Source organism: Leeuwenhoekiella sp. H156, from assembly GCF_052218455.1.
In the GTDB taxonomy this organism is placed as follows: domain Bacteria; phylum Bacteroidota; class Bacteroidia; order Flavobacteriales; family Flavobacteriaceae; genus Leeuwenhoekiella; species Leeuwenhoekiella parthenopeia.
This window is the reverse complement of record NZ_CP197499.1, coordinates 4277729-4300185: the sequence shown is the minus strand read 5'-3', so window position 1 is coordinate 4300185 and position 22457 is coordinate 4277729. Positions and strand designations below refer to the sequence as shown.

Genomic DNA, 22457 nt, shown 5'->3' with positions numbered 1-22457 from the left:
TCTATGAAAAAACAACTGCTACTGCTTGCTTTTGCTGTATTTTTCAGCTGCAAAAACCAAAATCAAACCGACACTACAGAACCTAAACCTACTATGAAAACTGAAAATGCACCCAAAAAGGAAGTCGTTTATCATGTGTTTACCCGTCTTTTCGGAAATACCAACACGACCAATAAACCCTGGGGAACCCTTGAAGAAAACGGGGTAGGGAAGTTTAACGATTTTACACCCGAAGCTTTACAGGCGATTAAAGACCTGGGGACAACTTACATCTGGTACACCGGCGTTCCGCATCACGCGGTAATAACCGATTATACCCAATACGGAATTTCGAATGACGATCCCGATGTGGTTAAAGGCCGCGCCGGTTCGCCCTATGCCGTGAAAGATTACTATCAGGTTGATCCCGATATGGCGGTTGATCCCGCAAAGCGTATGGAGGAATTTGAGGCGCTTATCAAACGCACCCACGAGGCCGGAATGAAAGTCATCATTGACATAGTACCCAATCATGTGGCGCGCAAATACGAAAGCCTCAATACGCCCAAAGGTTCTGTTCCTTTTGGTAAAAACGACGATACATCGGTTGCGTATGCTAAGAACAATAATTTTTACTACATCCCGGGTGCAGCTTTTGAAGTTCCCAACTGGCAAAACGGATATGTGCCCTTAGGTGGCGATCAACATCCACTCGCTGACGGGAAATTTGATGAATCTCCTGCGAAATGGACGGGAAATGGTAGTCGGGCTGCACAACCCAATCAAAACGACTGGTACGAAACGGTAAAAATAAATTACGGGATTAGTCCTGACGGGCATAAGGATTTTAACCTATTGCCTATGGATTCTGGAGATTGGGATGCTCAGAAGCACGCTGATTTCTGGAAGGATAAGGAAATCCCTGCTTCATGGAAACAGTTTGAAGACATAGCTCATTTTTGGTTAGCCAAAGGGGTTGACGGCTTTAGATACGATATGGCCGAAATGGTTCCTGTAGAATTTTGGAGTTATTTGAATTCGTCTGTAAAGATGAAAAATCCGGATGCGTTTCTTCTGGCAGAAGTCTATAATCCGTCGCTTTACAGAGATTATATTTTTAAAGGAAAGATGGACTACCTCTACGACAAGGTAGAACTTTATGACACCATCAAGCGGGTTATGCAGGGCCATTGCAGTACAGATCAGATTGCACCCATCATCTATTACCACAAGGATATAGACCGCAATTTGCTGCATTTCCTGGAAAATCACGACGAGCAGCGTATTGCCAGTCCGGACTTTGCAGGTGATGCCCTGAAGGGTAAGCCGGCGATGGTGGTTTCTACACTGATTAGCACGTCGCCCACGATGATTTATTTTGGTCAGGAACTGGGAGAGCCTGCAAAAGAAGACTTGGGTTTTGGCGATCCTACGCGCACATCCATTTTTGATTACGGCAGTGTGCCATCGGTAGTGCGCTGGGTGAATGATAAAAAATTTGACGGGGGTAAATCTACCGGCGCCGAAAAAGATCTCCGGGACTTTTACAGGCGTTTATTGACTTTCAGTACTCAAAACTCTGCAATAATGGGGGAGTATGCAGATATTCACTGGCACAACCGCCAGAATACCGAGTGGTACAACGACCGGGTACATTCTTTTGTACGCTGGTCTGACACCGATAAGCTGGTTGTGGTAACTAATTTTAGTCCGTTTGATACCTATGGTTTTGAGCTTCAGATTCCGCAGGAAATTATTGAAACCTGGAATTTGAAGAATGGCGATTATAAGATGGTCGACCAACTTTACAAGGAGACCAAAACGACTTTGAAAGTAGAAAATGGCCAGGGCCAAATGCGTGTAGATCTAAAACCGTTAGAGTCTTTCGTTTTTAAATTAGACTGAAAACCTTCAGCCTAAATGGTATCTGACCCGTCTTTACGTAAGGCGGGCGCCATGATACGGTCAAAAAAGAGGGCTGCGGTTACCGCGCCCAGAAAGGGTCCGCAGATATACACCCAGAAAAATCCGCCCGAATTATCAGGGAACGCGGCATCACCCCAACCCATTATCCAGGCAACCATACGCGGACCAAAATCCCGTGCGGGATTGATTCCGCATTGCGTTAAGGGAGCGATCAGGCAAATGATTATGGTTACCGAAATGCCTATAAAAACCGGCGCCATCGTATCGTGGGGACGGCCTACGTTTGCATCTTCGGTAAAGCCCAGTACAAACAATAACAGTAAAAAAGTACCGAATGCTTCCGCGATTATCGCCAGCGGCAGGTTTACCACTGCCGTGTTTCCCGGCATCATATAGAATTCTCCAAACATTTTTGCAGTAGTGACGCTTTCGTAGGTACCCCGCACAATGCCTTCACTTTCCTCAAAAGCCTGTATAGACGGGTTAAATAAGAAATACAGCATCAGGCCGCCCAAAAAAGCACCCAAAACCTGTGCAAACCAGTAGGGAAGCAGCTTTTTTGCAGGCATGCGTCCGCTGATTACCATAGCCAGGGTTACGGCCGGGTTGATGTGCGCATTAGAAAGATGGCGGGTAAGGTAAACGGCCAGCATCACCGAAATTCCCCAGGCAATGCCTATTTGCATAATACTTTGGTATCCGCCGAATAAAACGGCGACAGCGCCGGCACTCAGACCAAAAATAATCAGGACAAAAGTTCCCAGTATTTCACCAATTAATTCGCGGCTGGTAATCATAAGAAAGCATACTTTAGAAACGATCTCGGCGATCGCTGTTTTACGCATTTAAAGATACAGTTTCTGGCAAAAGATTTAGATTTAAGACAAGCTTATGACTAGAAATGTAGGGCTTGCAGCCTGAGTCGTAACTTTGCAATGTCCCGTAAGTCGCTATTGCCGCTGACCTGAACCACTAGTTATGACCAAAAAAAATCAAAGTATTGCAATTGTTGGGATTGGACCTCGCGGTCTTGCCGCACTTGAAGCCCTATTTCTGGCATTGCAGGATGCTGCTGTACCAAAAATCCCAAAGCTCCTGCTTTTTGAGGCTTCCGCGCATTTTGGGGCGGGTCAGATCTGGTCACCGGAGCAGGTGGCCACAAATCTTTCGAATATTCACGAGCGGCATCTGGCAAACGGACTTGCAGGCAGACCTGAAATCCGCTTGGATGGCTTGTACATTCCTGCTTTTCAATCCTACCGCGAATGGATCAACTATCCCGAAAATCACAATCCGCAGGAAAAAGATCACTTTCCGTCCCGGTCAAAAATAGGAGCTTATTTAAATGCACGTTTGGAAAGCATTGCCCGTGTTTTGGCAGATGCCGGTCTTGCGGAATGCCTGCAAAAGGCAATCGCTTCGGTCGAAACGACGGCAACAGGTTGTTTGCTTACGGACGCGGAGGGTACGCAATATGAGGTAGCCGAAACCGTCCTGACTATAGGGCATCAGCCGGTTTACGATTCAGACCAATTGCAAAGTTGGGAAGCGCACGCCCGTGAGCACGAGCTTCTCTTGTATAAGGATCCCTATCCTGTAGGTGCTTTGGAAACCGAAGCCATCACACCCGAAACCCTTGTTGCGATGCGGGGTTTTGGTCTGTCTATGGTAGACCAGATGCGCGCCCTGACGCTGGGTTTTGGCGGAAGCTTTACCGAAATACCCGATGCGGACCGTTTTCAGTATGCTGCTTCAGAGCAGGCGCCGAAAACTTTGATTGCATTTTCTCTGGATGGCTTGCCGCCGGCACCAAAGCCTAAAAACGCCAAGATTGATGGCTGGTTTGAACCTTCAGCGGAAAGTATGCTGCGGTTTAAAACCCAAATTGAGGAGGCAAACCAGCATCCGGATCAAATCAATGACGCCTCCTTTTTAATCGAAGCTTTGGGCGAAATGACCGCTTCGGTTTATCTGAATTTAAAAACCAAAGCCAGACCTACAACTTTAGACAAACACGAGCTTGCTAAACTCACCGAGAGTCTTATTCGGCAACCGAAAAAGCTTCAGCACGAATTGCTTTTAAGTCACGACATACCGGCGATTGAAGCTTTAAATGCCCTCCTCGATATGGCTTGCGGCCGCGAGAAAATCAGTCTTGATTATTGCCTGGGTCAGGTATGGCGCTATGCACTCGGTATTTTATACCACGAGTTTACGCATTTTGATTTTGGGGATGCGGCCATGGTAGATATGGTAAAGTACATTGAAGCCAGTAAACGCTATTCCTACGGGCCGCCCATCGCCAGTGTGCAACAATTGATCGCTTTGGTGGAAGCCGGAGTGCTACAACTCGATTTTGTGGATAATCCGCAGATTGAAGAGGTCCCATCAGGCTGGAAAGTGTATAAAAATGGAAAATCGGTTACTGCTGATGTCATGGTTAATTCGGTTGTAGACCCGCCACAACTGCTGAAGGTAAGCAGTCCCCTGATTCAAAACCTGATCGCCGATAAGAAAGTGAGTCCGGTAAATTACAAACTGGGTTTGCATACGCTTGAAGATGGTCGTATCATCAGTAAAGCTGGCAACACGCATCAGCCCATAGCTTTATTGGGCCGTTTGGCAAAAGGCAGTGTAATTGGCGTAGACGATCTGATTGAGTGTTTCGGTAAACCCGCAAACAAATGGGCCGCAGGCGTACTTTCGCGAATGCGGGATTAAGACAGTTCCTGCAGTAGATTGTTCAGGTCAAGTCTGTGGGTGTACATCTCGATCTCTCCGGCTTCATCACGAGGCCAGTCTTCCCGGGGACGATCCCAATACAATTCCACGCCATTTTCATCGGGATCATTCAGGTAGAGCGCTTCAGAAACACCGTGATCTGCCGCGCCCGTTAATTGTATTCCATTTTCCAAAAGGCGTTTGAGTATTTGTGCCAAATCCTTACGGGTGGGATAGACGATTGCGGTATGGAAAAGCCCGGTGCTATGCTGCGGCGGAGCACTTCCGCCTTTACTTTGCCAGGTATTGAGACCTATATGATGATGATAGCCCCCGGCCGAAATAAAGGCAGCGGCATCGCCTAAACGCTGTATGATTTCAAAACCCAAAATCCCGTGATAAAACTGAAGCGCGCGTTCCAGATCAGAAACTTTTAAATGCACGTGACCAATGCGGGTCGATGTCGGAATGGAGTAGGAGTCAGCCATAACTAAATTTTTGTCAAAAATACACTATGCAGGTTTAATCTAAATAAAATGTTAAATAATACCGGCGATTCCCTTTTATATATGCTGTTTTTCAGTTAATTTCCAACCCAAATAAAAAGCCGAAGGCCCTACCCGGATGGCGAACTAACGGATCACTATGCTTACAAAAGTGTATGGCTCGGCTGTTTTTGGGGTAGAGGCAACCACGATTACCGTCGAGGTCAATATCGATAAGGGAATAGGCTATCACCTGGTGGGTTTGCCCGATAATGCTATTAAGGAAAGCAATTACCGCATCGCGGCGGCCCTTCAAAACAACGGTTATAAAATTCCGGGTAAAAAAATCACGCTCAATATGGCTCCGGCCGATATGCGTAAGGAAGGCAGTGCCTACGATCTTACCCTCGCCGTCGGGATTCTGGTTGCCAGTGATCAAATCAAAGCCGAACATTTAGACGAATACATCATTATGGGCGAGCTTTCGCTCGACGGAAGCCTGCAACCCATACGCGGCGCTTTGCCCATTGCGATTAAGGCTCAGGAAGAAGGTTTTAAAAAGTTCCTACTGCCCAGCCAAAACGCCAAAGAAGCAGCGATCGTAAAAGACCTTGAAGTGTATGGAATCGACTCCATCGCGCAGGTCATTGATCATTTTGATACCGGTGCACCGCTGGAGCGCACCATCGTAGATACCCGAAGCGAATTCTTCAACGCCCTGGAGCATCCCGATTTTGATTTCGCCGATGTAAAAGGGCAGGAGTCCATCAAACGCTGTATGGAAATCGCTGCTGCGGGCGGACATAACATCATCTTAATAGGTCCGCCGGGAGCCGGTAAGACGATGCTGGCCAAACGCCTGCCTTCCATTTTGCCGCCAATGACTTTGCGCGAGGCGCTTGAAACGACCAAGATTCATAGTGTTTCGGGGCGTATGCGCGAAAACGTAGGCCTGATGGCACACCGCCCGTTTAGGAGTCCGCATCACACCATTAGCGACGTCGCCCTCGTAGGCGGTGGGGCGTATCCGCAGCCGGGGGAAATTTCGCTGGCGCATAATGGTGTGTTGTTTCTGGACGAGTTGCCTGAGTTTAAGCGTACCGTGCTGGAGGTGATGCGGCAGCCGCTGGAAGACCGCGAAGTGACCATATCCAGAGCCAAATTTACCGTGACCTATCCCAGTAGTTTTATGTTAGTAGCCAGTATGAACCCCAGTCCGGGCGGCTATTTTAACGATCCCGGCGCGCCGGTGACCAGCACTCCGGCAGAGATGCAGCGCTATCTGAGCAAGGTGAGCGGACCGCTTTTAGACCGGATTGATATTCATATTGAAGTGACGCCGGTACCTTTTGATAAACTTTCAGACGAGCGTAAGGCCGAAAGCAGCATCGACATACGCAAGCGGGTGACCGAAGCCCGTAAACTGCAAACGGAACGTTTTCGTGAAAGCGAAAGCATACACTACAACGCACAGATGAGCGTCAAACAGATTCGCAAATACTGCGCACTCGATGAGCACTCCAAAAGCCTGCTTAAAAACGCGATGGAAAAACTCAACCTATCTGCCCGGGCCTACGACCGTATTTTAAAAGTGGCCCGCACCATTGCCGATCTGGAAGCCGCCGAAAATATCGCCGGGCATCATATCAGCGAAGCCATACAATACCGAAGTCTGGATCGGGATGGGTGGTTGGGCTAGTAAAATTTAATCTATGAAAGAAAATTTTGAATTTAATGATCTAAAGTCTGTCAGGAAATCTCTTCTAGTATCGTGTATATCGTTACTCTTTTTGACTTCTATGAAACAGTATTATACAGGAATGATAAAACTTTTAGGTTTTGAAATTCCGATTTCAGATGTTGATGTAATCCAAGTATTCCTTGTTTTATTAATAGTATTCTATTTGATAGCCTTTTGGATAAGACTTAATGACGAAAGATATCAAGATATAAAAAGAAAACTGGATGACCCTTATTTTGGTTCCGACTCTCAATTTTATCGAGATTTCATTTCTGAAGCTGGGGTTCTAAATAAAATGTATTTAGAGAAAAAAGATTTATTGTCAGAAGCTGAAAAAAAGAAACACCGAATTCATCAGAAGAAAGTAAAAAAAATTCTAAAAGAAAGAGAAATACTTAGGTCAAAGATTGAATCTTATTCATACAAAAAATATACAAACATTTTAGATGAGTTGTTTCCGCTAATTTTTGGCGTTGTAACAGTTACTCTGATCTTATTCGATTTATTTCTGTTTCAATGGATTCATTCTTTAATTTTTTGAAGGAAATCGATTTTTGGGCTAATAAGCAAATGAAGAATTATTAATTATTTATACTATATCAATGACACGTGATGCACAATTGGCGTTTTGCAAGAAATGCACCAACCGAAAAATGGATTTACAAACCGGAATTTTATGCAGTCTTACCGACCGAAAAGCAGATTTTGAAGGAACCTGTGGGGATTTTCAGGAAGATCCGGAGGTTCAGGCTCTGGCCATTCAATCTGAAGCCTTAACCATAGATCAAATACACCAGAAACTTTCAGAAGAGGATTTAAAAGAACTCAAAGAAGAAGAAAATCTGATTCCGGCGATTGTTATGGGTGCCACGGTTGGTCTGGTTGGCGCTATTCTTTGGGGAACCATCAGTGTGATGACCGGTTTTCAGATAGGTTATATGGCTGTGGCCATCGGAGCCGGAGTAGGTTATACCATACGTCTGGTAGGCAAAGGGATCAGTCAGATTTTTGGGTATTGGGGCGGAGCGCTCGCGTTCTTATCGGTTTTGCTGGGAAATATTCTGAGTATTTTGGGATTTGTTGCCAATGAAATGGATGTAAGCCTTGTGAATGCCATTTTGTATTTCGACTACAGTTATTTGCCGCAGCTTATGGGCGAAACCTTTAGTGTTATGGATTTGCTGTTTTACGGTCTGGCGATTTTTGAAGGCTACAAGTTTTCCTTTAGAGTTGTTTCGCAGGAAGATTTAGACCGCATTCATACTAAGGCCTGATTCCTTTTTCGAATTTCAGTCGATAGAAAACTGAAACGCAATCTTACAATTTACAATTACCCCGGTTAGCAAACATCTTGTTGACCGGGGTAAATTTTGTTTATAGGTCAAGCACGGAGGGATCAAGATTTAGATGCAAGATTTCTAACAAAAACAAAACCTGTTCTAATTTCTTTTCGGAATAACAATATAAATCTTTCGTTTTGAGACTAAAAACCGATCGCATTCCATAAAATTTAAAACTTGCTTATAATCAGTATTTTAAATTTAAGCCTGTAAAGTTTACCCAACCCGCTTCAAACAAACCCTTTTTTTAATAGCCTTTGAAGCTTTTTAGCCTATTGAAAAGATAAATTTTAACAATTCCGTTTTCAGGTGCTTTTTGCGATTTATTCAACGATTTTACAAAAACACTTAAAAGAACTAACTGAAATCTGTAACATGGGGGTGTTTTTTGCGTCATTTAGGCTGAAAACATTTCTGTATATTTAAACTTTACTAATTAAAATTAACAATTCTATGATCAGAACTAAATGGACACCGATGGCGGTTATGCTGTCGTTTTTTGTGGCCACCTTTGTTTCCTGCGATAAAAAGGCAGATTCAGACGGTGATGTTGCAGAAGCCAAACTATCAATCGATTACGAAAAGTATGAGCTGGAAAACGGCTTAAACGTTGTTCTTCATCAGGACAAAAGTGACCCCATTGTGTCTGTTGCGATACAATATGGCGTAGGATCTAACCGCGAGAAAAAGGGACGTACCGGTTTTGCCCACCTTTTTGAGCATATGTTGTTTCAGGAATCTGAAAACGTGCCGCAGGATCAATTCTTCAAAACCATTCAGGATGCCGGTGGTACGCTTAACGGGGGTACCTGGCAGGATGGAACCATTTATTATGAGGTAGTGCCCAACAATGCTTTAGAAACCGTGTTGTGGCTGGAGTCTGATCGTATGGGCTTTCTCATCAACACGGTAACCGAATCTGCATTTGCCAATCAGCAGGAAGTGGTTCAAAACGAAAAGCGCCAGCGTGTAGATAACAATCCGTATGGGCACACCAGCTGGGTGATTGACAAAAACCTGTTTCCTGACGGACATCCGTACAGCTGGCAGGTAATTGGCGAACTGGAAGATCTTCAGAATGCGACGGTAGCAGATGTGAAGGAGTTTTACGACAAGTTCTACGGCCCTAACAACGCCACGCTGGTAATTGCCGGGGATTTTGATGAGGCCAAAACCAAAGAACTGGTTGAAAAGTATTTCGGCGAAATCAAAAAGCGTCAGGAAGTGGAGCCTTTAGAAGTACAGAATGTGACTCTTGATGAGACCAAGAGATTGTATCACGAAGATAATTTTGCCACGGCGCCTCAATTGAATATGGTATGGCCAACGGTTGAAATGTACACCGATGATGCCTATGCCCTTGACTTTTTAGGCCAAATCCTTTCAGACGGAAAAAAAGCGCCTTTATACCGCGTTTTGGTGGAAGATATGGAAGTGACTTCGCAGCCGTATGCCTACAACAGCAGCGATCAGATTGCAGGTAAATTCAGTATTTCGGTAACTGCAAATGCCGGGGTAGACCTCGATAGCGTAGAAACCGGTATCAATAAAGCTTTTGCGCTTTTTGAAAAAGAAGGCATCAAGGCCGAAGATATTGAGCGTATCAAAGCCGGTCTGGAAACCGATTTTTATAACGGAATCAGCAGTGTTTTGGGCAAATCGTTCCAATTGGCACAATACGATGTGTTTGCCGGAGATCCCGGTTTTATTGAAAAGGATATCGAAAACATCAAAGCCGTTACTACCGATGATGTGATGCGGGTGTACGAAAAGTACATCAAAGGCAAGCCTTTCGTCTTAACCAGTTTTGTGCCTAAAGGAGAAATGCAACTTATCGCAGAGAATTCCGAAAAAGCCGAAGTTGTCGAAGAAGAAATCACCGAAAATGTAAAAACCGAGGTTGTAGATGCGGAGAAGGAAATCGAAAAAACCCCTTCCAGTTTTGACCGTTCGGTTCCTCCTGCGATGGGAGAGAGTCCTAAACTCAATATCCCGGAATCGTGGACGGCTGAATTGCCTAACGAAATGGAAGTATACGGTATCGTTCAGGATGAGTTGCCTTTGGTAAACTTCAGCCTCGTACTAGACGGCGGCCACCTGCTTGATGATTTAAGCAAAAACGGTGTGGCAAACCTGATGACCGATATTATGATGGAAGGTACTGCGACCAAGACTCCGCTGGAGCTGGAAGAAGCTATAGACCGTCTGGGTGCCAGCATCAATATGTACACGACAGATGAGTCTATTGTGATACGAGGGAATACGCTGGCTCGTAATTTTGATGCGACTATGGCTTTGGTAGAAGAAATCTTATTGCAACCGCGTTGGGATGAGAAGGAATTTGCCCGTATCAAAACGAGCACCATCAACTCTATTAAGCGCTCTGACGCAAACCCTAATGTGATTGCAAACCGGGTGTATAACAAGGTATTGTATGGTGAAAACCATCCTTTGGCGCATCCTACCAGCGGTACGGTTGAGTCTGTAGAGGCGATCACCATTCAGGATTTAAAAGACTATTACAACAATTATTTTTCACCTTCTGTAAGCCGTTTCCATGTGGTGGGTGACGTGTCTAAAGACAAGGCGCTTGCTGCACTTGAAGGTTTAAAAACCAAATGGGAAGCTAAAGAAGTGACGATTCCTGAATTCCCGGTTGCAAACAACCGTGATAAAGCTTCGTTGTATTTTGTAGATATCCCAAATGCGAAACAGTCGGTGATCAATATCGGGTATATCGCAATGCCACGTACCGACACCGATTTCTATCCTGCAGAAGTGATGAACTACAAGTTAGGAGGTTCATTTAGCGGAAACGTGAACCTGGTTTTACGTGAAGAAAAAGGTTATACCTACGGTGCGCGTTCAGGCTTTAGCGGAACCAAAATTCCGGGAACCTTTACTGCATCTTCAAGCGTACGTACCAACACCACGGGCGAGTCGGTTGAAATCTTTAGAGATGAAATCGCCAAGTACAAAGAAGGTATCACACCTGAAGATCTGGAGTTCACCAAGAATGCGTTGATCAAATCAAACGCACGTCGTTTTGAAACTCAGGGTTCCTTGTTAGGAATGCTTCAGGAGCGCAGTTCGTATGATTTAGATCCTAATTACATCGAGAAAGAGGAAGCCACGATCAACAATATGACCTTGGAGCAGCACAAAGAGCTGGCTAATAAATATCTGGACGAATCAAAAATGGCCTATCTGGTTGTAGGTGATGCGGCAACGCAGTACCAGCAGTTTAAAAAGATGGGCTTTGACGAAGTGAAATTATTAGATAAAGACGGAAACGAGGTAACACTCGAGGAAGTTAAAAAGTAGGTTTTTTTTGAAAGGTTAAACCGAAAAAACCCCAAAGTTCTGCGGAGCTTTGGGGTTTCTTTTTTGTCACTTCGAGTGGTTTTTGAGAGCCTGAGCTCGAAAAAATTGTATCGAGAAGATGTTGTGGTTTACCGTTTGCTGTTTTGTCACTTCGAATGAATGCAAACGGGGGCCGAGAATGGTTTCAGTTGTATCGGGAAGATGTTTCGGTTTACCGTTTTCTGTTTACGGTTTTTGTCACTTCGAGTGGTTTTTGAGAGCCCGAGCTCGAAAAAAGTGTATCGAGAAGATGTTTCGGTTTACCGTTTTCTGTTTACGGTTTTTGTCACTTCGAGTATTTTTTGAGAGCCTGAGCCCGAAAAAAATGTATCGAGAAGATGTTGCGGTTTACAGTTTGCGGTTTTCAGTTGAATTGAATTCTTTAAAACAAGAAACAAGAAACAAGAAACAAGAAACAAGAAACCAGAAACAAGAACTTTTTACCTGCAACCTGCAACCTGCAACCTGTAACCTGTAACTTGCAAATTGCAACTCCATTTAACTAGCAGTCTACGTTTTCAGGAGCCAGAAACCAGAAACCAGAAACCAAAACCTCCGAATATCATTCCACCCGTACATATTTATAACTGCAGCCTTCGACGCAGATAGGTCCGCTGGTAGGTGTGAGTATAAAATAGGTTGTAAACTGTTCAATGGAGTAGGTGATTAAACCCTCCTCGTTTTCGGTATTGGGATTAAAATCGGGACAATCGTAGTTCAGGCTGAGGACATTTTCTTTTACGGTGAAATTACCCGTTGCGCATTCGGCATAGCGGTCTGAAGAAAAGCTTCCGTTGTTTTGAAAGGTAATGGTTTCGCCCTTTTCCGCATCAACCCAATATTGCGGTCCTCCGGAACTGATGTAGGCTTCTGTTTTTTTCCATTTTCCGGAAATTAAAAGAGCCGTAGCATCCCGTGGTTCCTCAACTGAGGTATCCTCACAACCGATTAACACGATAAGGCAGAATAGCAAGCTTAGTTTGGTTTTCATAATTAGATTGTTTGCTAAATAGATACCTCTCCATCAAACAGGTTGCGCCAAACTTGATAATTTTTTTCTGCAACCTGCAACCTGCAATTTGCAACTTGCAACCTGCAACCTACAACCTGCAACTAAATTTAGCTAGCAGTCTACGTTTTCAGGAATCAGCAACCAGGAACAAGAAATAATAAATTACAAACCCTCTAACTTCTATCCCCCATCAGGGCTTCCCCCTTAACCAGCCAGCTAAAACCAAAAGCCTCCACGGCAACCGCTTCCATCCAAAAGGTCAGTCTGAGTTCGTCATAGCTAGTTTCAGGAATCACACCCGTCAGCCCCAGAACAACAACCAGCAGAGCAGCCAGCATCAGGGAACCACAAATACGATACATGCGATTGCGCATAATCTTTTTCGGACTGCGCTGTGCTTTCGGTTTGTCTGATTTCACAAACAAAAACAGCGACATATAGGCAAGAGCCAGTAGAAATACGGCCGCAGCGATATAGTGAAACAGCGAGCGCCAGCCTTCTTTCGACTCCTCAAAATAGGTGACTGCATACGGCATATCGAGATCGCAGCACATGGTAGCCAGATTGCTGGTAGGGAAAAACGCCACACAAAGCGCCGCAACCCCCGCGATGTTCGAAACCCAAAAATCTACCCGCTCTTCGCCGCTGTAAACAATCAGAAAGGTGCCAATAAGCCCCATACTGCCCGTAAACAGGGTAGAAGCCCTCGTGAAATAATAATGACTGATGGACTCCAGCGGTGCGTTGAGGTCAAAAAACGTGAGTGAAATAGCCAGCAGCAGCACCGGCAAAAGCATTCCCAGCGTACCTACAATTTTGCGGAGGGTTTTGGCCTTTTGCAGCCAGATTCCATGGTCTTCGGGATTGTTGAGGTTGGTTTTCTCAATTTTTGACATAGCGAGCAGGTTTCATTTGTTTTAAAATTAACCTGTAAACCTTCGCGGAGCAAGCGCAGGAGGTATTCGTTGTAAAGAAAATTTAATGCTGAGGCGTGTTTTGGAGTATTATAACTTTGCCTCGCCTTTAAAAGTGAGAGCTGCATCACTTTTCAAAGCCGGTTTTCAGTGGCTTTCTTTATCTTTAACTCGATAAGCGTTCCACAGAACTGTCTAAAACCGCCTGAATGAAAAAATTCTATCTACTGATTTTCGCAGCCTGTGCTGCCTGCAATACCCAACCCGATCAAAATCAAAAAACTCCGGAACCCGAAACGAAAACCGTGCAGCAAACCTATACCACCCCGCAACTCAATCTCGATCAGGCCAATAATCTGGCCCAGTTGCCGCTGGCATGCGTCAATCAGGAGTATCCCAATAAACTGAGTCAGACGCTGGGTGAAGCCGGGGATTTAAAGGAGCCTTCGGTTTTGCATCCCGCGTTTTACGGCTGTTTTGACTGGCACAGTGCCGTTCACGGGCATTGGAGTATGGTGTATATTTTAAAGACCTTTCCCGATTTGGCAGAAGCCGAAACCTTAAAAACCTATTTGAAAGAACATCTTACACAAGAAAACATAGAGACGGAAGTGGCCTATTTTAATGGCGAACACAACAAATCCTACGAGCGCACCTACGGCTGGGCGTGGCTCCTGAAACTGGCGGAAGAACTCCATACCTGGGACGATCCGTTAGCACGTGAACTCGAGCAAAACCTGCAACCGCTTACCGATTTGCTGGTGGAGCGTTATGAGGAATTTTTACCAAAACTGAATTATCCCATTCGTGTGGGGGAGCATCCCAACACGGCATTCGGACTTTCGTTTGCCTATGAATATGCCGAAACCGTGCAGGATACTACGTTTCAGAACCTGATCGCAGCGCGTGCGAAAGATTTTTACAATACAGACGAAAACTGCCCGATGAGCTGGGAACCGGGTGGGACTGATTTTCTTTCGCCCTGCCTCGAAGAACTCAACATTATGCGCCTGGTATTACCCGAAGCGGAGTTTCTGGACTGGGCCGATGCATTTCTACCCCAGTTGAAAAATACCGATTATGAGTTGGCCGTGGGTGAGGTGTCAGACCGTACCGACGGTAAGCTGGTGCATCTGGATGGCGTCAACTTCAGCCGGGCGTGGAATCTGTATGCGCTGGCCAAACAATATCCGCAATACGCACACCTGAAACAAACTGCGGACAAACATCTGAATTATTCGCTACCCAATGTAGTGGGTGACGATTATGAGGGCGGACACTGGCTGGGCAGTTTTGCGCTTTACGCTTTAAAAACCGCGCATCGCTAATGCGCAATCCGTTTAAAAATATAGGTCCGGGCGCCCTTATCGCCGCGGCATTTATCGGTCCCGGGACGGTAACCGTGTGTACGCTGGCGGGCGTGCAATTTGGCTATGGCCTGCTCTGGGCAATGACCCTGTCTATCGTGGCAACGGTGATTTTGCAGGAAACCGCAGCGCGCATTGGTCTGGTTTCGGGAAAAGGCCTTTCACAGGTCTTACGCGAACAATTGCCGGACGGAATACTTCGAAAATTGATTCTCGGCCTCGTGCTCGCTGCGATTGTGGTGGGAAATGCGGCGTATGAGGGCGGAAACATCAGCGGTGGTGTTCTGGGTTTACAGGCACTGGGAAACGACGGGATAATCGATTTAAAGGGCTTTCAGCTCAACGGTTACAGCCTGCTCATCGGAGCAGTAGCCTTTGTATTGCTGTACATCGGCAATTATAAAGTGCTCGAAAAAGTATTTCTGGTGCTGGTGATTTTGATGAGCCTTTCGTTTGTGATCACAGCAATCCTGACCGGGCCCGATCTCTTCGATCTCCTGAAAAATGCTTTTATCCCGGGGGTTCCGGAAGGCAGCCTCCTGATGATCATCGCTTTGGTAGGTACCACTGTAGTGCCGTATAACCTGTTTTTACACGCTTCTCTCGTCAATCAGAAATGGAAGGACAAGCGTGAGTTACCCGCAGCCCGAAAGGACACGATTATCGCTGTGGTTTTAGGCGGAATCGTCTCCATGTGCATCATCATTGCCGCTGCGGCGATCAATGGAAGCACCGTTGATGGCGCGGTAGGTCTGGCACAAAGCCTAGAGCCGCTTTACGGTGAGGCAGCCCGTTATTGCATCGGTTTGGGCTTGTTTGCCGCGGGGATTACTTCGGCGATTACCGCACCGCTGGCCGGGGCATACGTGGCGCAGGGTTGTTTAAATCTGGGTGGGAACCAGCAGTCCAAACCCTTCCAGGCCACCTGGATGCTCATTTTGTTTACGGGAGTGCTTTTGGCAACGTTTGGCATCAAACCCATTGCGATCATTCAGTTTGCACAAATCGCAAACGGGATTTTGCTTCCCGTCATCGCGGGCATCCTGATCTGGCTGGCCAACCGGTCGAATTTTCTCGGGTCGCATAAAAATTCCACCTTAAAAAATGCGATCAGTCTGGTTATTTTAATCATAACCCTTATTTTGGGCGGAAAGGTAATCCTAACGGTGATCGGTAGCTTATGAATGCATTCTCCATAGACATCAATTGCGATCTGGGCGAGGGCTTGGGCAATGAAGCAGCCCTGATGCCGCTCATCAGTTCGTGCAACCTCGCCTGTGGCGGTCACGCCGGTGATGCACAGACCATCAGGCAGGTGGTGGAGCTGGCGAAAGAACACGGGGTTGGAGTAGGGGCGCATCCTTCTTTTCCCGATAAAGAACATTTTGGGCGTAAGAAACTTGAAATGCCCTTTGCAAGCCTCAGCGCATCGCTTCAGGAACAACTAGAAATGGTTGCCGAAGCCTGCCGCATTGCAGCCCTGCCCTTGCACCACATCAAGATGCACGGAGCCTTGTACAACCTGTGTGCAAGTAATGCGGTTTATGCCGAAGCCATCACCGCGTTTTTAGAAACCCACTATCCCAAAACCCCGGTTTATGTGCCTTATAATTCGGAGATGGCGCGTGCAGCTTCGGGACGTTTAAAGCTGTTTTATGAGGCCTTTGCAGACCGCAATTATGAGGAAGACGGCAGCCTGGTTTCACGGGTTCAAAACAATGCCCTGATCACCGATAAAAACCAACTCGCAGCACACGTAATTCGTATGGTAAAAGCGGGCGAAATCAAAGCGGTTTCGGGTGCTGTTTTTAAACAGAAAGCAGACACGATTTGTGTACACGGTGATACCGAAAATGCGGTGGAATTACTGAACTTTTTGCGCCAAAAATTAACCGAAGCATCCATTCAAATCAAGTCTTTATGATTCCCCAAAAACCGAAGATATCCAGACTGGGAGAGCGGGCTGTTTTGTTGCAATGGGACTTCGCCATCAACCCCGAAAACCTGAACTGGCTGCTTTCGGTAAAGGATGTTTTACTTCAAAATGCAATTGAATCAAAAGTTGAAGTAATCAACACATACAATTCATTGTTAATTACTTATATATCCGGTATAGATTCTGTTTATGGTGATTTGGAGCGTCTCCAGGCGGTGGATTTTTCGTCTATACCCGCTAGCGATCTGCAGCGTAAAACCTACCAATTGCCGGTGTGCTATGATGCGGAATTCGGTCTCGATCTGGAAGAACTTTCGACTACAAATAAACTTAATATTCCTGACATAATCGAGTTGCATACCCGGCCAATTTATACCGTGTATTTTATAGGTTTTTTGCCCGGCTTTTTATACCTGGGAGGAATGGATGAACGGCTCCGCATTTCGCGTAAAAAAACACCGCGTCAATCGGTTGCAAAAGGCGCTGTTGGCATAGCCGAAAATCAAACCGGAATCTACCCAAATTCGAGTCCTGCTGGCTGGCAAATTATTGGGAATTGTCCGGTGGAATTGTTCAATTCGCAACTGGAAATTCCGTGTCCGTTTCAGGCCGGGGATCGTATTCAGTTTTATGCGGTTTCCAAAGCCGAACATCAGGAAGTCCAAGAGCAAATGAAATCCGGAAGCTTTCAATTGAAAACGGAAAAACGATGAGTGAAGTCGAAGTTCTAAAACCCGGTTTGTACACCAGCATTCAGGATTTGGGAAGAATGCAAAGCACCGTGTATGGGGTGCCACGCAGCGGGGTGATGGACAGCCTTGCCGCCCGAAAGGCCAATTTACTGCTCAACAATCCACCCGATGCGGCGGTACTCGAAATCACCATGACCGGTCCACAACTGCGTTTTCATGCTGATGCGCAGATCGCGGTATGCGGGGCAACATTTGAACTTAAACTCAATGACAAGGCTTTGGAAGGCTCAAAAGTCTATAGTTGTGTAACGGGCGATGTTTTGACATTTGGCGGCTTAAAACGGGGTTTTAGAGCGTATCTGGCTATAAACGGAGGCTTTCGGTCGCCTGAAATCCTGCACAGCCGCAGTCAGTATCCCGGGATTACCCCAAAATCCCGAATCGAAAAAGGCGATCGTTTGCCGTTTGTTGCTGCAACCAAAGAGAAAAACTCCGGCGCACGGGTACAGTTTCCCGAAACCGGTATTTATAAAAACAACATCGAGGCCTTTCCGGGACCGGAGTGGGACTTGCTGGACGTTTCGATATGGGAGCAGTTGACAAACGGGAGTTTTACGCTTCTGCCCACGTCAAACCGTATGGCTATTGGTTTTAAAGAAGAAGTAGACAATAAGTTAAAAGGCATCACCACCGGCCCCGTAATTCCCGGAACCGTACAGCTTACACCCGGCGGAAACCTGATCGCCCTGATGCGCGATTGCCAGGTAACCGGCGGTTACCCACGGGTATTGCAATTAAGCGAACTCGGGATTTGTACTTTAGCGCAAAAACGGCCGGGGGAAGGGATTCAATTCAGCTTAGCCTTAGAGTAACTGATGGAATGAAGTTTTGGAAGAATAATTATATCTTTAGAGTAATAAAAGAATATTATGAGTGTACAGGCAGATTTAAAATGGATTCACGAGGAGCTTGATAAGGTAAACGATCCTTTGTTTATCGAAGCCATCAAGAATATGCTGAAATACAATAAGAAAGTATCGTCCCAGCGTATTAGTATTGAAGAATACAATAATGAACTAGATACATCTATTGCTCAGATAAAAAGCGGCGAAACCTACACGCATGAACAAATGCGAGAACGCATCAAGAAATGGGGAGAGCAATAATTTGGACGCATCAGGCAGCTGCTGAACTGAACGAAGCCTTTTTGATGCTTTTAGAACAATCCAAATCTCTTGAAATCACTGAGAAAATCATTTCAGAAATATACGATTCCACTTCAATATTGGCTACAGACCCTGAGATCTATAAGCTGGATTCCTTAAAAGCAAATAATCCGGGTACTGTAAGGGCCTATGAAAAACACACCTACCGAATATCTTATTTGGTTGAAAAGGAAGCTGTTTATATTCTTCGTGTGAGGTATGCCAGAAAAGAACCATTAGAATATTAGATGACCCATCGATAAAATATTCAGTTTTAGAATTCCACAACATTATTCGTCCTATTCCCCCTCCGAAACATAATCCTCCGGAAGCGCCTTAACTACCTCCCGTGTAAGATCCCAAACGTCAAATCCCTGACGGCCATAATCAAGGCCGCGTCTTACGATCACCAGATCCCGGGAAGGCACCACAACCACATACTGCCCGCGGTTGCCCCGTGCGGCATAGGCATCTTTAGGCACATCATCGCGGGAGTCGTCTACCAGCCACCATTGACCACCGTATAGCGAATTGACCTGCCCCGCAGCCGTGGTGGGTGTACGTACAAAATCAATCCACTCTTGAGAGAGCAGGCGTTTGCCGTTCCACATTCCGTTTTGCTCGTAAAGCAGACCAAAACGCGCCAGATCGCGCGCGGAGGCATACACCTGACTGCTAAAGATAAAATCGCCAAACCGGTCTGTACCTACCAGGGTATTCCGCATTCCGATTTGGTCAAACAGCGCTTTCCGGGGAAATTCGAGATAGGCAGTGGCATCACCCAGCGCGTTTTTCATCGCCAAAACAGCCAATAGGGTGTCGTAGTTTTCATAATCCCAATAGGTCCCGGGATTGCGGATGAGTCCGCGGTCGCGTGCGCCGTTTGCCGAACTCGCGCCCGCCCAATAGGAAAGCCCCGAGCCGGTGGCATATTCCATCCCGCGACTATCCACCGTGTAGAGTCCGCTAGACATATTAAGCACATTCCGTAAGGTGATCGCACCCCTGGGGTCATTTGCTGAACTGCGTTCTTTCGGCAGCCATTCGATACCCAAAGGCGCGTCGAGCTCCATTTTACCGGCATCAACCAGCATACCGATCAGGGTCACGGCAATACTTTTGGCAACAGACCAGGTGCGTGTTTTGGTATGCGGATCAACCCCTTCAGCATAGCGCTCGTGAATGATTTGACCTTTATGCAGCACAAGCAGGCTGAGGGTGACCTGCTCTTCGCTTTCCCTGTTAAAACACCAGTCTGAAGCCTCTTGCAGGAGCTTTTTATCGATGTATTTAGGGAGTTTTTGTTTTTTGACGAGATCCCCATCAGGCCAGGGAATGCCGGCCGCATCTCCCGAAAGGGGCGCAAGCTGTTGCTCGGGGAGTTCTTCGATGATTTCAAAAGTTTGATTGGGCGCAAGAATCACACAACCAATGCCTGCCCGATACGCCGCCCGCATAATCGAAGTACTGTCGCTGGCCGCGATGGTAACGGTTTTGTTTTCATAATCAATGACATAATCCCCACCCGCGGCTGTGCCCACAGGCTCTTTTAAATAAGCAAGTTCCTGATCATAAACCTGCTCAAGTGTGCGGTTTGAAGTAAAAAGCCCGTTGCAGGTAAGAATCGCCTGCACGCCATGCTGAATGAGTTTTCGGCTTGAAAGCGCATAATCATAGGTTTCGGTCTGTTGTGCGCTTGCGGAAACGGTAGTTAATAACAGTAGGAGAAGGAATGCAACGGGTTTGTTCATAGTCTAGGTATTTTTTAAGGAAACGGACCCAACCGGCACGGCAGCTTAGGTCTGCTGATTGAAGTTGAGTATGTAAAACCAATTTAGTGATTAAAACTGAAGTAAGCGGGGAGGCGGAATACAATACCCTGTATTTCCGGAATCCCGTTTTTAGATAACATGCAGAAAATCATTTCTTTATAACGTTTTCGTACTCCAAAGCTTTAAACCTTTGTCTAACGGCTTTTTATAACTAGTTTTGCGGCTTGATTAAAAAATGTCGCCCCAATCGGGTTCGGCAACCGAATTTTGATGGCAGTTTTGGCTGCTGTACAACCCTAATTTTGTTATGCAACAGTATTTAAAATTGTTTGATTTTACCCAAAAAGTAAACTACCGCACCGAAATTCTTTCCGGTCTTACCGTGGCGATTGCTTTGGTTCCGGAGGCGGTGGCGTTTGCCCTGATCGCCGGTTTATCGCCGTTAACCGGTTTGTATGCTGCTTTTATGATGGGCTTAATCACGTCGATTTTTGGCGGAAGACCGGGTATGATTTCCGGGGCAACCGGAGCTGTGGCCGTGGTGATTGTGGATCTTGCGGCAGATTATGGCGTGGAGTACGTCTTTGCCTGTGTAGTTCTTGCCGGTCTTATTCAGGCAGCTGCCGGAATTTTAAAACTGGGGAAACTGATGCGCCTGGTGCCCTTACCGGTGGTTTACGGCTTTGTAAACGGTCTTGCGATTATCATTTTTACCTCACAACTGGTGCAGTTTCAGGATGCTTCGGGCAACTGGCTTACAGGTGAGGCGCTTTACAAAATGCTGGGTCTGGTCGTGTTAACCATGCTGATTATTTACGCTTTGCCAAAGGTAACCAAAGCTTTTCCGGCCTCGCTGGCGGCGATTCTGGTGATTTTCGGGATTGTGGTTTTCTTCGGAATTGACACCAACACTGTTGGTGATATCGCATCGATAGAAGGTGGTTTTCCGCCCTTTCATATTCCTGATGTTCCCTTTAGCTGGGAAACTTTGAAAATTATCGCTCCGTATTCAGCAATTGTAGCTGCTGTTGGGCTTATTGAAAGTTTACTGACGCTGGAATTGATAGACGAGATCACCGAAACCCGTGGTCGTACCAATAAGGAAGCGGCTGCTCAGGGACTTGCCAATGTGCTTTCCGGATTTTTCTCGGGGATGGGAGGCTGCGCGATGATCGGCCAAAGTATGATCAACATTTCAAACGGTGCCCGTGCCCGGCTTTCAGGGATTATTGCGGCTATTGTATTGCTGCTTTTTGTGATGTTTGGCGCTCCGCTTATTGAACGCCTGCCGATGGCAGCGCTTACCGGTCTGATGATTATGGTTTCGATAGGTACTTTTGAATGGGTGAGTTTTAGAATCATCAATAAATACCCGAAATCAGACATTCTGGTGGGGATTTTGGTTGCTGTGGTGACCGTGTTCCTGCACAATCTGGCACTTGCCGTATTGGTAGGGGTGATTATTGCCGCACTGGTATTTGCGTGGGATAGTGCCAAACGCATACGCGCCCGTAAACATATAGATGAAACCGGAATGAAACACTACGAGATCTACGGACCTTTGTTTTTCGCTTCGGTTAAGATGTTTAATGAAAAGTTTGACGTGCTTAATGATCCCGAAGAGATCACCATTGACTTCAAGGAAAGCCGCATCGCGGATATGTCTGCCGTTGAAGCGGTAAACAAAATCACCGAACGCTATCACAAGGTGAATAAGAAAGTGTACCTCACAAACCTAAGCAGCAGCAGTCATAAACTGCTGTTGAGAGCCGATGAGATGATCAATGTCAATGTGGTGGAGTAAAGCGGATCGGTTGGAAGATCTACAAGCGAGGCTGTCCAAAAAGTTGTTCTATATTGAGCTGTCAGTCTGAGCCTGTCGAAGACCATATTATCTATAAATAGCTTAAGAAGTTCGACTCTCGAAAGACTTGGGATATTTTTCACAGCTTAAGATTACTTTTCAGACAGTCTCATTTTTTTGAATGGTATTTCTGAAATGGA

At 46.1% G+C, this 22457-nt stretch carries 19 protein-coding genes; 14 read left to right on the top strand and 5 right to left on the bottom strand.

Translation table 11 applies throughout. The features are described from left to right. The first annotated feature begins 3 nt into the window (after positions 1-3). The gene (locus tag ACSSS3_RS18140) at positions 4-1884 is read left to right on the top strand and encodes an alpha-amylase family glycosyl hydrolase (protein ID WP_442845825.1); all 1881 of its coding nucleotides are present in this window, start codon (positions 4-6) and stop codon (positions 1882-1884) included. Positions 1885-1895: 11 nt separating this feature from the next. On the opposite strand, the gene ACSSS3_RS18135 is transcribed toward ACSSS3_RS18140, so the two are convergent. Next, complete coding sequence (locus tag ACSSS3_RS18135; RefSeq protein ID WP_442845824.1) at positions 1896-2750, bottom strand: MIP/aquaporin family protein; 855 nt, start codon at positions 2748-2750, stop codon at positions 1896-1898. Between the two features lie 133 nt (positions 2751-2883). On the opposite strand from ACSSS3_RS18135, the gene ACSSS3_RS18130 reads away from it, so the two are divergent. Continuing rightward, positions 2884-4626, top strand: a complete 1743-nt coding sequence (locus tag ACSSS3_RS18130; RefSeq protein ID WP_442845823.1) for an FAD/NAD(P)-binding protein — start codon at positions 2884-2886, stop codon at positions 4624-4626. On the opposite strand, the gene ACSSS3_RS18125 is transcribed toward ACSSS3_RS18130, so the two are convergent. After that, positions 4623-5114: a VOC family protein gene (locus ACSSS3_RS18125; RefSeq protein ID WP_442845822.1), complete on the bottom strand. Its 492-nt coding sequence runs from the start codon at positions 5112-5114 to the stop codon at positions 4623-4625. The two genes, ACSSS3_RS18130 and ACSSS3_RS18125, sit on opposite strands and share 4 nt — an antisense overlap. A 157-nt stretch (positions 5115-5271) precedes the next feature. On the opposite strand from ACSSS3_RS18125, the gene ACSSS3_RS18120 reads away from it, so the two are divergent. From ACSSS3_RS18120 to ACSSS3_RS18105, 4 genes are all read left to right on the top strand, one after another. Continuing rightward, positions 5272-6810 (top strand): YifB family Mg chelatase-like AAA ATPase, encoded by a 1539-nt coding sequence (locus tag ACSSS3_RS18120; protein ID WP_442845821.1) that lies wholly within the window; start codon positions 5272-5274, stop codon positions 6808-6810. 13 nt (positions 6811-6823) lie between these two features. Continuing rightward, positions 6824-7393 carry a hypothetical protein gene (locus ACSSS3_RS18115; protein ID WP_442845820.1) on the top strand — a complete coding sequence of 190 codons (570 nt, stop codon included), beginning with the start codon at positions 6824-6826 and terminating at the stop codon, positions 7391-7393. Between the two features lie 61 nt (positions 7394-7454). Next, positions 7455-8126 (top strand): hypothetical protein, encoded by a 672-nt coding sequence (locus ACSSS3_RS18110; protein ID WP_442845819.1) that lies wholly within the window; start codon positions 7455-7457, stop codon positions 8124-8126. A 519-nt stretch (positions 8127-8645) separates the two neighbouring features. Further along, a complete protein-coding gene (locus ACSSS3_RS18105) occupies positions 8646-11516 on the top strand; it encodes a M16 family metallopeptidase (protein ID WP_442845818.1) in 2871 nt (956 codons plus the stop codon). Positions 11517-12117: 601 nt separating this feature from the next. On the opposite strand, the gene ACSSS3_RS18100 is transcribed toward ACSSS3_RS18105, so the two are convergent. Continuing rightward, complete coding sequence (locus ACSSS3_RS18100) at positions 12118-12546, bottom strand: lipocalin family protein (protein WP_442845817.1); 429 nt, start codon at positions 12544-12546, stop codon at positions 12118-12120. Positions 12547-12740: 194 nt separating this feature from the next. Continuing rightward, on the bottom strand, positions 12741-13463 hold the full coding sequence (locus tag ACSSS3_RS18095; RefSeq protein WP_442845816.1) for a hypothetical protein: 723 nt from the start codon (positions 13461-13463) through the stop codon (positions 12741-12743). A gap of 227 nt (positions 13464-13690) precedes the next feature. Here ACSSS3_RS18095 and ACSSS3_RS18090 point away from each other — a divergent pair, with 227 nt between their 5' ends. Genes ACSSS3_RS18090 through ACSSS3_RS18060 form a run of 7 tightly spaced genes read left to right on the top strand, consistent with a single transcriptional unit; the run spans position 13691 to position 18929 of the window. After that, complete coding sequence (locus ACSSS3_RS18090; protein WP_442845815.1) at positions 13691-14809, top strand: DUF2891 domain-containing protein; 1119 nt, start codon at positions 13691-13693, stop codon at positions 14807-14809. Then, entirely contained in the window at positions 14809-16032 is a 1224-nt protein-coding gene (locus ACSSS3_RS18085; RefSeq protein WP_442845814.1) for an Nramp family divalent metal transporter, read from the top strand. Before ACSSS3_RS18090 ends, ACSSS3_RS18085 begins: the two co-directional genes overlap by 1 nt. Further along, positions 16029-16772: a 5-oxoprolinase subunit PxpA gene (gene pxpA / locus ACSSS3_RS18080; RefSeq protein WP_442845813.1), complete on the top strand. Its 744-nt coding sequence runs from the start codon at positions 16029-16031 to the stop codon at positions 16770-16772. The genes ACSSS3_RS18085 and pxpA overlap by 4 nt, the downstream gene beginning before the upstream one ends. Continuing rightward, entirely contained in the window at positions 16769-17497 is a 729-nt protein-coding gene (pxpB, locus tag ACSSS3_RS18075; protein WP_442845812.1) for a 5-oxoprolinase subunit PxpB, read from the top strand. The genes pxpA and pxpB overlap by 4 nt, the downstream gene beginning before the upstream one ends. Next, on the top strand, positions 17494-18348 hold the full coding sequence (locus tag ACSSS3_RS18070) for a biotin-dependent carboxyltransferase family protein (protein WP_442845811.1): 855 nt from the start codon (positions 17494-17496) through the stop codon (positions 18346-18348). The genes pxpB and ACSSS3_RS18070 overlap by 4 nt, the downstream gene beginning before the upstream one ends. 57 nt (positions 18349-18405) lie before the next feature. Continuing rightward, positions 18406-18642 (top strand): hypothetical protein, encoded by a 237-nt coding sequence (locus ACSSS3_RS18065; protein ID WP_442845810.1) that lies wholly within the window; start codon positions 18406-18408, stop codon positions 18640-18642. Continuing rightward, the gene (locus ACSSS3_RS18060) at positions 18627-18929 is read left to right on the top strand and encodes a type II toxin-antitoxin system RelE/ParE family toxin (protein WP_442845809.1); all 303 of its coding nucleotides are present in this window, start codon (positions 18627-18629) and stop codon (positions 18927-18929) included. Before ACSSS3_RS18065 ends, ACSSS3_RS18060 begins: the two co-directional genes overlap by 16 nt. Before the next feature lie 51 nt (positions 18930-18980). Here the strand turns inward: ACSSS3_RS18060 and ACSSS3_RS18055 are convergent, their stop codons facing one another. Continuing rightward, positions 18981-20432, bottom strand: coding sequence for a serine hydrolase domain-containing protein (locus ACSSS3_RS18055; protein WP_442845808.1), 1452 nt, complete (start codon positions 20430-20432; stop codon positions 18981-18983). Positions 20433-20760: 328 nt separating this feature from the next. Between ACSSS3_RS18055 and ACSSS3_RS18050 the strand changes: the two genes are divergently transcribed. Beyond that, positions 20761-22257: a SulP family inorganic anion transporter gene (locus ACSSS3_RS18050; RefSeq protein ID WP_442845807.1), complete on the top strand. Its 1497-nt coding sequence runs from the start codon at positions 20761-20763 to the stop codon at positions 22255-22257. Positions 22258-22457: the final 200 nt, after the last annotated feature.

Bases quoted from the DNA above. Each gene is read 5' to 3' on its own strand.
- ACSSS3_RS18140 (WP_442845825.1), top strand. From the start codon at position 4: ATGAAAAAACAACTGCTACTGCTTGCTTTTGCTGTATTTTTCAGCTGC.
- ACSSS3_RS18135 (WP_442845824.1), bottom strand. From the start codon at position 2,750: ATGCGTAAAACAGCGATCGCCGAGATCGTTTCTAAAGTATGCTTTCTT.
- ACSSS3_RS18130 (WP_442845823.1), top strand. From the start codon at position 2,884: ATGACCAAAAAAAATCAAAGTATTGCAATTGTTGGGATTGGACCTCGC.
- ACSSS3_RS18125 (WP_442845822.1), bottom strand. From the start codon at position 5,114: ATGGCTGACTCCTACTCCATTCCGACATCGACCCGCATTGGTCACGTG.
- ACSSS3_RS18120 (WP_442845821.1), top strand. From the start codon at position 5,272: ATGCTTACAAAAGTGTATGGCTCGGCTGTTTTTGGGGTAGAGGCAACC.
- ACSSS3_RS18115 (WP_442845820.1), top strand. From the start codon at position 6,824: ATGAAAGAAAATTTTGAATTTAATGATCTAAAGTCTGTCAGGAAATCT.
- ACSSS3_RS18110 (WP_442845819.1), top strand. From the start codon at position 7,455: ATGACACGTGATGCACAATTGGCGTTTTGCAAGAAATGCACCAACCGA.
- ACSSS3_RS18105 (WP_442845818.1), top strand. From the start codon at position 8,646: ATGATCAGAACTAAATGGACACCGATGGCGGTTATGCTGTCGTTTTTT.
- ACSSS3_RS18100 (WP_442845817.1), bottom strand. From the start codon at position 12,546: ATGAAAACCAAACTAAGCTTGCTATTCTGCCTTATCGTGTTAATCGGT.
- ACSSS3_RS18095 (WP_442845816.1), bottom strand. From the start codon at position 13,463: ATGTCAAAAATTGAGAAAACCAACCTCAACAATCCCGAAGACCATGGA.
- ACSSS3_RS18090 (WP_442845815.1), top strand. From the start codon at position 13,691: ATGAAAAAATTCTATCTACTGATTTTCGCAGCCTGTGCTGCCTGCAAT.
- ACSSS3_RS18085 (WP_442845814.1), top strand. From the start codon at position 14,809: ATGCGCAATCCGTTTAAAAATATAGGTCCGGGCGCCCTTATCGCCGCG.
- pxpA (WP_442845813.1), top strand. From the start codon at position 16,029: ATGAATGCATTCTCCATAGACATCAATTGCGATCTGGGCGAGGGCTTG.
- pxpB (WP_442845812.1), top strand. From the start codon at position 16,769: ATGATTCCCCAAAAACCGAAGATATCCAGACTGGGAGAGCGGGCTGTT.
- ACSSS3_RS18070 (WP_442845811.1), top strand. From the start codon at position 17,494: ATGAGTGAAGTCGAAGTTCTAAAACCCGGTTTGTACACCAGCATTCAG.
- ACSSS3_RS18065 (WP_442845810.1), top strand. From the start codon at position 18,406: ATGAGTGTACAGGCAGATTTAAAATGGATTCACGAGGAGCTTGATAAG.
- ACSSS3_RS18060 (WP_442845809.1), top strand. From the start codon at position 18,627: ATGGGGAGAGCAATAATTTGGACGCATCAGGCAGCTGCTGAACTGAAC.
- ACSSS3_RS18055 (WP_442845808.1), bottom strand. From the start codon at position 20,432: ATGAACAAACCCGTTGCATTCCTTCTCCTACTGTTATTAACTACCGTT.
- ACSSS3_RS18050 (WP_442845807.1), top strand. From the start codon at position 20,761: ATGCAACAGTATTTAAAATTGTTTGATTTTACCCAAAAAGTAAACTAC.